We start from the raw sequence: 12,177 nt of genomic DNA, 5'->3' as shown, positions 1-12,177 counted from the left end.
GGTTCTTGCATTAGAAATCATAATATTGAGCTTTTCAGAATTTGTTTCTTATAAACTTGTTTAAATTACAAATATTCTATAAAATTATAAGTATAACTAATCCAATTAGCCCAAGTATTGATAATACTGCTCCCTGAATTAAATATGGATAAGTTATAGAAATATTAGTCTCGCCCTTTTTTACCACATTTAAAAGATTCTGATCTTTATATATCCCTTTATCTCCTTTGTAAGCGTCCAAAAATGCAAGAGTTGTATTTACATTATTTTTAGGAGATTTTATCTTTATCAAATTCTTATAATACTTCACATCTAGTGGTACTATGTTTCTTTGAGGAGGATTTAAAAGTTCTGTCCCCATTACAGAATTCATAATATCTATTGATTTTGTATCTTCATTTTCCATACCATTGAACATTAAGTTAAAACCTATAAAATATACATTCTTATTATTTCCATTTCCTTTCCCTAAAAAGGGAATCTTTCTATCGTTAATCCATGAAAATCCGATTACTTCAGGAACTTTCCCCAGATATACGGTGCTCCATTTTTTATATTTCTCATTAAATTCCACCGATGGTTTGTACTTTTGCCCTTTAAAAAACAAGTTAGGCATTTTATTATTAAACGTTATTGGTTCAGCATTTACTCCAAGAAGGGTCATACGATTTATTATAGGATCTATAGGTATTTTATTCATATCTACGATAACCTTAACTCCACTTTTGCTTAAAGCAGTAAGCATTTTTTCCGCTGCTTTTCTATTATTGTACGAAAATCCAGATAAATAAATGACTTTATATTTCATTAAATCCTTCAAAGAATAGTCCTCAATATTACACGAATCTCCAAGCTTAAATGATGGATATTGAAGAGGAATATCACTTGAATTTTTTCCTAGGCATAGCCCATAATATTTCGTAATAACTCCAAAATTTTTAGGGGTTTTTCTATGAAATACATAACTATCATCATCTTCACTGTACAAACTGTACCCCGAAAGTTTTGCACCTATGTTTATACTGTTAAAATTTTTTTTATTATACTTAAGGACCGATTTCCTTACAAGTACCGTATCACACCCCATTTCAAGTGATCTATCAAACATATACTTGTAATAGCCATTTTCAAGTGCTGTGTTTAGTAAAACTATATTCTGTGCAGTTGAAGCACCCTGCCATGCCCATCCGTAAGAATAGGGTACTTCTTTACCAGTACTACATATATAATATGAAGCATAAGACTGATAAGTGCTATCATCTAATAGTGAAATCCTTTGATTTGTTATATTTTTAGCTATTTTAAGTTCTTTTGCAGTACTGTAACTTTTCCCCTCTGGATAAAGCTTAAAATTGAAAGATAATGCACTGTCAGCTATTATAAAAATCAAAATTACAGTCTTAAACCATACTTTGCAGCTTTTCCAGTTTAAAATACTTATAACAAATAAGGCATAAGCTATAGGTGTAAATCGTATCATCCAAAAAAGCTGATTTAAAGGTAATTTTGATATTATTGGCAAAAACGCAGTGGTACTTCCAAAAAATATAATTAATGAAGTTATAAACCCAGGTAAACTTTTTTTCTTCGAAAGAAACACACCCAAAATAGCAACTACAAATATAGATATTCCATAATAAAATAGACCATTTTTATTGGCATTTATTACTCTTAAAAAAGGATTTAATGCTAAAGTGAATTTCGCACTAAAAAATTTCATAACCTCAGACGTAGCACCGCTGTCCATAGATGCAAGTCCACCCTTAAGCGCTGGATAAAGCCATATGCCACAAATAGCATAAGATAAAAGCATAGCTGCTATTACACGCATAGATCTTAAAAATTTCTTAAATAAAATTGAATAGATGAATAAAAATATGAATGATGCTACACCTAACATTGCAGCTATCATCAAATGAGTCATGGTTATGAGCACCATAAAAAAACTCATTAGTAATATTGACCACTTCTTGCCATATTCAACGAAATCCCACAAGAAGTAAAATAGATAAGGCAATAAAGCTGTTATAACAACTCTCGGAATATTCCCTTCAAAGAAAAGCACCTTCAAATTTTCAGGTAAAAAGAACCATACTATACCCAAAATCAAGGCTGTATATACATTTTTCCCCCCTATACCCCACATGAGCCACCCCATGGCTCCTATTAGAAATACAAATATTACAAAAATAAAATAAGCATTAATAGCATCTCCGCCGGAAGCAAACTGGAATGCCGCTAGTATGTAGTATGTGAGAGGCGCCCAGTACCTAAAAGGTTGTATGCCATTATACCAATACTTAGTTAATAGTGGATATAAATTCCCACTTTTTATACTTTTATATAAAAAATCAGCTTTAAATATATGCCCATAGGTATCTATTCCCCACGGGTACCCTCCTAAATTTTTCAAATATAACGTAAGCAGCACTGAAATTAAAAGTAAAAAAAACATTGAAATTAAAGCTTTAGGCAATACTTTATATTCTTTAATGATTTCTACTGAATCTTCTCCTTCAACGTTTTCATGATATTCTTCTATTTCTTTTTCTTTTAGTATCCTTTTCACAGGAACTACAGCTTTTTGTTTTTTTACTTTATCCTTAGAACCCTTATATTTGTTTAACAAATCCTCTGCACATGAATTAATAAGACTATTTAATAAAAGTTTTCTTATTTTAACATTATATTCCTCCTCCTGCTTTTTATTCTGTGCATTTACAATATACACTCTAGCAGGAGTTTCACTTATTTCTAGTTTAGTAAGTTCAATACTTTTTGCGGAAAGTATCTTTTGAATTTCATCAAATAAAAAATTGCCTATATTTTCCAAAGTAGGTTCTATCTCATCAAATGGTTCTATTTTATTTAGTTCTTTTTCTTCATACTTTTTTAAATAATCAATTATTACTTTCTCCACATCATTATAAAGAACAAAATCACTGCTAGCTATCTTAATGTGCATTATAATAATAAAAGTATGAGAATGGACATTTCCCCTTACGTTATCAATTAAAACACTATGGGAGGCATTTAACTTAAATTTATAAATATATCCCTTAAATTTCACTTAAGGCCTCCTATTTTTTTATATTAATTACATAATAACATTAAATTGTCATATAATCAATTATTAGTCTTAATACGTTTTAGAATATTTTACATCTAACTATAAATTATTTATTATATATGATAAAATTATTTAGAATGTGATTAATATATAATTATATATGGTAGCATTACTTGCTTAATCTAGAGCGTTATTTGAGTAATTTTTCTAGTTTTTAATTATTATATTGCATACAATAACAGTCAGAGGAGTGTATTTATGAAACATATTTTTAACGTTCTTAAAGTCTACAAAAGAGACATGAAAAGCATTCTTAAAAATTTTCCAACCACGGTTATTATAGTAGGACTCTGTATAATACCATCTCTATACGCATGGATAAATATAAAAGCTTGCTGGAATACATATGAAAATACAGGCACAATTCCAGTAGCTGTTGTAAATAATGACAAAGGGGCCTCCTTTAGGGGCAGCAATTTAAATATTGGAAAATCAATCGTAAGTAATTTAAAGAAAAATCATAAAATTGGTTGGGTATTCGTAAACTCTAAAAATGCAGATATGGGTGTTATTGATGGCAGCTATAATGCCGTTATAGAAATTCCACCAAATTTCACATCAAGCTTTACAAGTATAACTAGCAGTAATCCTAAAAAGCCGCAAATTGTATATAAAGTAAACACTAAGTTAAATCCTGTATCTAGCAAAATTACTGGAACAGCTAAGGATACACTTACAAATACAATTACTACGGAATTTATTTCAACTGTAAATAAAACTATATTTTCTTCATTAAATGAAGTTGGTAACAACGCTCAAAAAAATAAAAGTAACATATTAAAACTGAAAAACAATATAATAAATATCAACAATAATATGGATTTTATCCTCACCTCACTTACTAGCATAAATAATAATTCAAGTAACTTAAGCACTTTTTTAACACAGCTTCAAGCTACTATGCCAGGTGTAAATAATGGACTAGATTCCATTTACAAGAGCAATGAGGATACTAAAAATATTCTGTCTGAAACTCAAACTACTTTAAATAATTCTTTTAATAATATGGATCTTAATTTAAATAACGCCAGTGCATCAGTTTATAAAATTCAAACACTGGTTAATACCTTAAATACAAATTTTAGTTCTTCTAATTCTTCATTAATTTATTCTAATATATCAAAGTTAAACACTGAGTTAGAGAACTTAAATAATTCCACCAACGCTGTTATAGATTTTCTGCAGAAAATCAATAGTACATCGCCTAATGAATCTGTAACTAGTATGATTGCATCACTAAAAAATGTTCAGAACTACATAAGTGATGAAAAATCAAACTTAAGTAAACTCCAAAGTCAGCTTTTAAGCTCAAATAATTTGAATCAAAGCCTAGTTTCTTCATTAAATAATGATACTGCTGCCATGAACACACAGCTTATAAATACAAATAAAACTTATAATAATAGTGCAAAATCAGCTTTAAACTCTACAGCCCAAAGCCTAATTAATGCTACAGGTGATGCCGCATCTCTTATAGGCACAGCACAGAATTTAAATACTGAAATAAATGGACTTTTGAAAACAGCAGTAGATGGTAGTAATTTATCCGGTAAGGTATCTCTCGATTTAAAAAATAGACTACTTCAGTTTAAAGATATAATTTCAACTTTAGGTAACAAACTTGAAGATACCAATAACAATGACATAATTCAAATAATAAGTGTTCTGCAAAATAATCCTGACTTTATGGGTGATTTCATTTCTACACCTTTTAATGTTAAAAATGAATCAATATACACCATACCAAATTACGGTTCAGGTATGGCACCCGTATACACAGTACTAGCAATCTGGGTAGGAGTTCTTCTATTAGGTTCCTTACTTAGAAGCAAGCCAGTACATTTTGAAGGCTCAGATGGAATATCCATGCGTGAAAAGCACTTTGGCAAAATGCTAACTTTTATTACTTTAAGTCTCATACAATCATTTATAGTATCCGTTGGTGACTTAGTGCTTTTGCATGTACATACTGCAAATCCGTTTCTTTTGATCGCTTTTGCCTTGATATCTGGTCTCACTTTTTCCATAATAGTATTTTCACTAGTTTCCGTACTAGGCAACATAGGCAAAGCCGTCAGCATAGTATTTTTGATAGTGCAAATTGCAGGTAGTGGTTCTACTTATCCTATACAGGTTGACCCTCTGTTCTTTAGAGTAATTCAACCGTTACTGCCTTTTACCTACAGCGTCGGAGGCTTTAGGGAGGCAATTGCAGGTCCACTTGCTACAAGCGTAGTACTTGATATTACTGCACTAATGTTAATTTCAACCGTATTTATATTATTTGGTTTCTTCTTTAAGATTCCTCTTAACAGAATAATTTCAAAATTTGAATCCAGCTTTAAAGAATCAGGTGTAGGTGAATGATTAGGAGGATGAATAATGAAAACAGTTTTTGAAATATTTTTTAGAGATGTACGAAACATAAGGAAAAGACTTGGCGCTGTTATAATGATAATTGGTTTATGTATTTTACCATCACTTTATGCCTGGATAAACATAGCTGCTTGCTGGGATCCTTATGCTAACACAGGCAATATTCCAATTGCAGTTGTCAATGAGGATCAAGGTGCTATTTTAAATGGTAAAAAAATTAATGTTGGTAACCAAATAGTCTCACAGCTTAAGAAAAGCAAATCCATAAAATGGGTCTTCATAGATGAATGGCAGGGCAATTACGGTCTAAACGATGGAAAATATTATGCCCTTTTAGATATTCCAAGTGATTTTTCAAATGGACTTTTAAGCTTAACCACTTCTAACCCAGAAAAGCCTTATATTATATATAGAAACAACGAAAAACTAAACGCAATTGCATCAAAAATAACTGATGCAGCCAAAAATAAAGTAGCTAAAGAGGTAAATACTAATTTTGTGAACATGGTAACTAAAGAGGCTCTTAAAACAATAAAGTCCAATGTTAATACAAATACAGGTAAATCAAATCTTGTAGCATTAAAAGAGACCTTAAATGAAACCACAAAAAATTTATCTGATACTCAAAAATACATTAGTGAAGCTAACGGAACCTCTGCTGATATAAGCAAATATTTATCTAGCCTTCAAAGTACTCTTCCAAAGGTAACAGACAAAATAAATAACCTTGAGAAAGCCGCAGAAGGCAGTAAATCCTTAGTTTCAGCTACAAAAAACACTATGAACTCTACATCTAATAATTTAAGCAACGATATGAGTTCTATTGAAGCTTATAACAGTCAAATTCAAGGTTTGTTATCACAATTAAAATCCGTGAATAATTCAAGTGATACCTCAAATATGGTTAACACAGTAAATGAATTAATAACTATAAATAATTCTTTAGACAGCCTTTTAAAATCAGATATAAATTACTTGCAGTCCATAAATAAAACTAACCCCAACAATTATATAACTTCACTTATAAGCTCTATGCAGGCTATGGACGCAATAGTACAGAACAATGCTAACTCACTTAATCAATTGAAATCGTACATAGGGAGCGGTGCATCAAAGGATCAAATAAATAACAGCATTGACTCTATTTCTGCTTTAAGTAATGAACTTTCAATAGATATGCTGAGTGCATCAAATAACTTTTACTCAAATGTAATGCCATTAATAAATAATATTTGTAATGATTTAAATACAAGCTTAACTGACGTTCAGGGTCTTCTTGATAGTACGAAGGTTGTAGTTCCTGAACTTAATGCTCTAGCAAGCTATGCATCATCAACATGTAAATTGTCGGCTTCACAGGCTTCAGATTTAAGCGGCAAACTTTCAAAGCTATCAGGTGACTTAAATGGCTTAACTACAAAAATGAATTCCCTAAGTGATAATGATTTAAACGACATAATGAAATTATTATCCATGAATAATGATAAACTTGCAGACTTTATATCTTCACCATTAACAACAAAAGAAGTTGATTTATATAATGGAGGCGTCTTTGGGGTCGGCTTAACACCTTTTTATTCTGTACTCGCCATCTGGGTTGGAGTATTACTATGCTGTGCCGTACTAACTACAGAATTTAAGAATTCAAAAAAGCACGAACATCTTAACATGTGGCAAAAACACTTTGGAAAAATGCTTTTATTCCTGGTACTTGCATTTATACAGACCACAATTATAATACTAGGCGACATGTTCATACTTAACGTTAATCCTGTAAGCATTCCAACTCTCTTTCTTTTTGGCTATGTTGCAGCAATTGCTTTTACCTTTATAATATTTACTTTGGTATCTATTTTCGGCAACGTTGGTAAAGCTATAGCCGTAGTAATGATGGTTTTTCAAATTGCCGGTTCCGGTGGAATATATCCAATACAAACAAACCCAAGCATATTTGGAATTTTAGAACCTCTGTGGCCATTCACTTACGCCATAAACGGATTCAGAGAGGCTATTGCAGGCCCTATTTGGGAAAATGTTTATAAGAACTTACTAGCTTTAGGATGCTTCATTGTGTTTTTCCTCTTCTTTACTCTTTTGAAGAAGCCATTCCACAAGCTAACAATAGTTATGGAACACAAATTTAAGGAGTCCGGATTATAAGATATTCAAAAAAATTGTCATATATAAGTAAAAAAGCTTGACTGACATATATTCATGTGATACAATATTACATGTCGGTCATGCCGAAGTGGTGAAATTGGCAGACGCAACGGACTCAAAATCCGTCGAGGGTGACCTCATGCGGGTTCAAGTCCCGCCTTCGGCACCATTGAGGAATCAAGGTTTAGAGGATAATCTGATTAAGTTTAGGTTATCCTCTAATTTGTTTTTTGGTAAACAAATGGTCAGCATAATATCTAAGCTGCAATATATTTTACCGATTTTTCATTCACCCCCCTTTACAAATTTTCTCATTCTGTAGTTATATTTTCTTGATTTAAAAACCACTATATTATCCCCACAGCTCTCTAGAATCCTCCCAGAAAGTGATTCGTCTAAATTTTGTAAGTCTATCGGTGTACATTCGCTGCTTATTAATGTCGGTAACTTATTTATATAGCGATAATTAAGTATTGGGTACATATTCTTCATATCTGCTTCATTAAGTCCTTTAATGTGTCCATAATTATCTTTTATGAGTTGACCATTTTTAATTTTATCTTTAAAAAGATCATCTACTATTAGAACCTTTGCTTTTTGGTATCTGTTAGAAAATTTTAAGTAATATTTATAATCATTTGCGTTTGCCTTGAGCTGTCTCATAGCTTCTAAATATGGCATATACACTACCTGTATACCCTTATCTAGTAATGCAGCACCTATTGCAATAACTATATGGCTTTTCCCTGCTCCTGGTTGTCCAAATAGTCCAAAACTATTATTCCTTAACGTTTTTATACTTTGAAACTTCTTGATATAATCTACGGATTTATTACGCGCACTCATTGTTACATCATCATAAGTCTTATATTCATTAAGCTTTTTTACTTCTTTAGGATCTACGCCAAAACTTTTCCACAATTTTTGCAAATAATTTTTCTTTTGGCAGACACATCTTCTATATCCGTTTTTCCCTTGCACCCATCCAGTATCTTTGCATATATAACATTTATAGTTAGCCCCCATATTTTGAGAAGTCATATTCCACTTTCTTGCTGTTTTCATTACCCTTTTTAATGTTTCTTCTAGTGCCATATTCACTCCCCCTTTTTAAAGGAAATATTCCTTGCCAACTATTAAAAATGCTTTGATTCAATATTTCAACTTTTTCATTATCATTTTCACTTAAACTATCAAGCTTCCTTAGTAGTAATTCCATACCTCTGTTAGTAAGTGGTTTTTTAATTGATTTACGCATTTTTAAGAAATCCTCCAATGTTTCTATTAATTCTTTATTATCTGTATATCCATTAATAAGATCATCTAATGACTTCTTCTTTTTATTTGTATTATTAATTGTATTATTAATTAATGTAGTATTATCTTTTAACTTTTCTTCAATAGGGGTATGTAACTTTTCTTCAATACCCCCTATAAGAATTGTTAAATACCTATTTAATATTTCTTTAGTACCTTCTTTGTAAATTACTACTGATTTTAAATATTCACAATCTATGAGTTGCTTGATCCATTTTGATATGCTTGTCTTACTAACGTTATATAATTCTGCAAAATAAGCATTTGATGCCCAACAATAACCTTTTTCGTTAGTTAATGCAGTTATCTCTCCATACAATAATTTAGCATTAGGAGTTATTCTTCTATCATATCTTATATTGGCTGGTATGATAGCGTAATATGATCTTTGGAGTTCTACCATATTCACACCTCTTTTAAATATTTCTTATTTGCCTTATACAATTTCAATGATTAAAAAAATTGACTCTGCTGCCCTAGTAGATGATATAGGATATGCTTATGTCTCACCAGTAAGTTGAATATATTGTAAATACTGCCGTTGAAATCATTAAAAAATACACTCTTTAATCCCCCTACCTTTCAAATTAATAATTTTTCGTGTTATATTTAAGCCATTTCTCAGATGACTTTAGATAAAAAGGAACTTGTCGCAAGAATAAAAGCTGCAAAAAATAAAAAACGAAAATTAGAACAGATGTAAGAAAATATCTGATAAGAAATTAATGGATTTTGCAAATGAACCTTTAAATTAATTAAAACCTTTAGGATATAATTACAAGAAATAAACTAAAGAAAAGTGCTGTCTATGAAATCTATAGAATGGATTGATAAAATTATTGCTGGATTTCTAGATATAATATTGTAATTTAACATTAAAATGGTTATCGTATTGTCTTCAAATAACTTTAGGTGTATTGGATATTTAAACCAAATAAGGATGCTTTAACCATGAAAGTATATTATCAATTAGATAATTGAGCTCAATCGCCCCTCACTTCATCTGTGAGGACCATTCACCTTTTGGCGGCGTATTTTTTCTGCAAGCCAATGTTGTACCTACCAATTTTCATACTTTACTATAATAATTTCTGTTTTAACTTCTAATTTGCGTTTCACAATCTTTATGTTATTATAATTACGAAAATAATCACCGTGAACCAAAATCTAATTATATAAAGAAGATCATAACTTATGAATAATGCTGCTGAAAACAAAATATATACCTATGCTGATTGCTTAACTTATCCAGAAGATAAACGTATTAAAATTATAGATGGTCATATATACAACATGGCTACTGCTCAAACAAGGATACATTAGCAAATTATCATGGAAATCAACTTAACTAATTTCTCATATTAGTTCATCATTCATAAAATCACACATTTGCTACATGACAAATTTCTGATAAAACAGTATATGCAATACCTATAAATATACATATTATAACAGCTAATTTTGATTTAAAAAGTGACTTTTCAACTGCAAAAAATATTGCTAATACGATAAATGTAATTGCAACAACACCAAACATTGCCTCTAAAAATTGGAAGTCTAGATTGTAAATACAAACCAAATTGACATTATTTCTGAGAAAACACGTTCCATTATATATTTTTGCCTCCATACAATACCAATTAAGTATATAATATCCCATTTTATTTATTCTCGCTCATCTTAAGATTAAATTTGTTTGTCTTTTGCAGTAATATGGTAATAATTATAATGTGTGTAGGATTAGATATTTATAAATATAATAAAGTACAAACATATAAGAGTTTAGTAAATGCTGCAAATGAGGATATGTATAGTGAAAAGTATGATCAGGCAAAAGCTTTATTTAATCAAGCATTAAGTTACAAAAATGATTCATTAGTACAAAAAGATATAAAACTAGCTCCTAAATTAAAATCAATTAAAAATATTTATGATGAAGCTATTAAGCATTTAGATGCCATATTAAAAGTAGATGATACTAATGAAGATGCCAAAAGACTAAAAAAAACTTATTCTTCAAATATTCAATTAGAAAAAAATAAATCGGCTCAATCTACTGAAGCCCAAAAAGAAACGAATCAGCAAAATAATATCAATAGCAGTTTCACTCCAGATCAAGCTGTACAATTAGCTAGACAATATTATTTTAAGCAATTAAATGAATCACCTGATGATGGTATAGCTGGATATTTCGGCAAATGGGAAAATAAAGATGGTAAAACTTACGCCTGGGTTCATTTGTACTCCGTAGCTGCCGCATCAAATGGTGGATCAGGAACAGTTTGTAATATTGAAATAGCCAAAGATGGTAGTACAATAACACCTTAATTTAGATATCAATAAATGCTTCCTTTTTGCATTAATAGAACCTCCAAAACTGAATGTTTTATCTTACATCAGCTTGGAGGTTTATATAAACTTTAGGACAGACCTAATTTTGTTACTGCAATATATACAAATATGTATCTAAACTTCTATTTACTGCTTTCTCAACAATCTTTATGAAATCATCAAGATTATTTTCCTCACTAGCCTTTTCAAGTGCGCTCATATACTCATTCCTATCTTTCATCCTTATTACAGTCATTGGATAGCCATTTCTCATAAAAATTAAATTCATAAGCAATATTCCACACCTACCATTTCCATCTATAAATGGATGTATAAAAGTAAATTTGTGATAAAACTCAGCTGCAAGTTTTACAGGATGCAATTTATTTTTATTTTCATCATACCATTTAATTAATTCTTCCATCTCCTGTGGAACTAAAAAATGTTCTGGTGGTCTATGCTTGCTGCCGCTTATGAGTACATTAACATTTCTATACCTTCCTGCATTTTTATTATTTATACTCTTAAGAATAATATATTGTAAATCTTTTATAACTTTTTCATCAATATCTATATTCTTAATCATATATATCCCCTTATAAATCAAATTCTATTTATATTATTATCAAATAGCTTAATTTCATAGCTTTAAATTAAATACTTTCAGCCATATTATGCCACATAGTCAAGGTAACTTTAAATGACCATTTCATTAGAGTTATAACATGCTTACACATCTTCTAATAATTCGTTTTTTTAATTTAATCTTCATTAACACAACTATATAAAATGGAATATAATGTTATGGGTATATATTCTCAAGCAAATACTTTAGAATACGAAGCAAGCATATTTTTTAAAAA

General features: G+C 30.2%; 9 protein-coding genes and 1 tRNA gene. 5 read left to right on the top strand and 5 right to left on the bottom strand.

What is annotated here, in order from left to right; all coding sequences use genetic code 11:
* Positions 1 to 76: 76 nt before the first annotated feature.
* On the bottom strand, positions 77 to 3,070 hold the full coding sequence (locus BEE63_RS16255; RefSeq protein WP_066022373.1) for a 6-pyruvoyl-tetrahydropterin synthase-related protein: 2,994 nt from the start codon (positions 3,068 to 3,070) through the stop codon (positions 77 to 79).
* A 258-nt stretch (positions 3,071 to 3,328) separates the two neighbouring features.
* Here BEE63_RS16255 and BEE63_RS16250 point away from each other — a divergent pair, with 258 nt between their 5' ends.
* From BEE63_RS16250 to BEE63_RS16240, 3 genes are all read left to right on the top strand, one after another.
* Entirely contained in the window at positions 3,329 to 5,497 is a 2,169-nt protein-coding gene (locus BEE63_RS16250) for a YhgE/Pip domain-containing protein (RefSeq protein ID WP_066022372.1), read from the top strand.
* Between the two features lie 15 nt (positions 5,498 to 5,512).
* Positions 5,513 to 7,666 (top strand): YhgE/Pip domain-containing protein, encoded by a 2,154-nt coding sequence (locus tag BEE63_RS16245; protein ID WP_066022371.1) that lies wholly within the window; start codon positions 5,513 to 5,515, stop codon positions 7,664 to 7,666.
* Positions 7,667 to 7,748: 82 nt separating this feature from the next.
* A tRNA-Leu gene (locus tag BEE63_RS16240) sits at positions 7,749 to 7,835 on the top strand.
* A gap of 116 nt (positions 7,836 to 7,951) precedes the next feature.
* On the opposite strand, the gene BEE63_RS16235 is transcribed toward BEE63_RS16240, so the two are convergent.
* A complete protein-coding gene (locus tag BEE63_RS16235) occupies positions 7,952 to 8,761 on the bottom strand; it encodes an ATP-binding protein (RefSeq protein WP_242874818.1) in 810 nt (269 codons plus the stop codon).
* Entirely contained in the window at positions 8,682 to 9,386 is a 705-nt protein-coding gene (locus BEE63_RS16230; RefSeq protein WP_066022370.1) for a helix-turn-helix domain-containing protein, read from the bottom strand. The genes BEE63_RS16235 and BEE63_RS16230 overlap by 80 nt, the downstream gene beginning before the upstream one ends.
* A 791-nt stretch (positions 9,387 to 10,177) precedes the next feature.
* Between BEE63_RS16230 and BEE63_RS22335 the strand changes: the two genes are divergently transcribed.
* A complete protein-coding gene (locus BEE63_RS22335) occupies positions 10,178 to 10,306 on the top strand; it encodes a hypothetical protein (protein WP_278286423.1) in 129 nt (42 codons plus the stop codon).
* A gap of 58 nt (positions 10,307 to 10,364) precedes the next feature.
* On the opposite strand, the gene BEE63_RS16225 is transcribed toward BEE63_RS22335, so the two are convergent.
* Positions 10,365 to 10,643 carry a hypothetical protein gene (locus BEE63_RS16225; protein ID WP_066022369.1) on the bottom strand — a complete coding sequence of 93 codons (279 nt, stop codon included), beginning with the start codon at positions 10,641 to 10,643 and terminating at the stop codon, positions 10,365 to 10,367.
* Between the two features lie 53 nt (positions 10,644 to 10,696).
* Here BEE63_RS16225 and BEE63_RS16220 point away from each other — a divergent pair, with 53 nt between their 5' ends.
* Positions 10,697 to 11,311: a hypothetical protein gene (locus BEE63_RS16220; protein WP_175400857.1), complete on the top strand. Its 615-nt coding sequence runs from the start codon at positions 10,697 to 10,699 to the stop codon at positions 11,309 to 11,311.
* 112 nt (positions 11,312 to 11,423) lie between these two features.
* On the opposite strand, the gene BEE63_RS16215 is transcribed toward BEE63_RS16220, so the two are convergent.
* Positions 11,424 to 11,900, bottom strand: a complete 477-nt coding sequence (locus BEE63_RS16215) for a Fic family protein (protein WP_242874815.1) — start codon at positions 11,898 to 11,900, stop codon at positions 11,424 to 11,426.
* Positions 11,901 to 12,177: the final 277 nt, after the last annotated feature.

Source organism: Clostridium pasteurianum (assembly GCF_001705235.1).
GTDB lineage: Bacteria > Bacillota > Clostridia > Clostridiales > Clostridiaceae > Clostridium_S > Clostridium_S pasteurianum_A.
Note: the sequence above shows the minus strand (reverse complement) of the source record. Positions and strands in the feature narration are given on the sequence as shown.

Excerpts from the sequence above, each read along its gene's own strand:
- BEE63_RS16250 (WP_066022372.1), top strand. The coding sequence starts at position 3,329 with ATGAAACATATTTTTAACGTTCTTAAAGTCTACAAAAGAGACATGAAA.
- BEE63_RS16245 (WP_066022371.1), top strand. The coding sequence starts at position 5,513 with ATGAAAACAGTTTTTGAAATATTTTTTAGAGATGTACGAAACATAAGG.
- BEE63_RS16235 (WP_242874818.1), bottom strand. The coding sequence starts at position 8,761 with ATGGCACTAGAAGAAACATTAAAAAGGGTAATGAAAACAGCAAGAAAG.
- BEE63_RS16230 (WP_066022370.1), bottom strand. The coding sequence starts at position 9,386 with ATGGTAGAACTCCAAAGATCATATTACGCTATCATACCAGCCAATATA.
- BEE63_RS22335 (WP_278286423.1), top strand. The coding sequence starts at position 10,178 with ATGAATAATGCTGCTGAAAACAAAATATATACCTATGCTGATTGCTTA.
- BEE63_RS16225 (WP_066022369.1), bottom strand. The coding sequence starts at position 10,643 with ATGGGATATTATATACTTAATTGGTATTGTATGGAGGCAAAAATATAT.
- BEE63_RS16220 (WP_175400857.1), top strand. The coding sequence starts at position 10,697 with ATGGTAATAATTATAATGTGTGTAGGATTAGATATTTATAAATATAAT.
- BEE63_RS16215 (WP_242874815.1), bottom strand. The coding sequence starts at position 11,900 with ATGATTAAGAATATAGATATTGATGAAAAAGTTATAAAAGATTTACAA.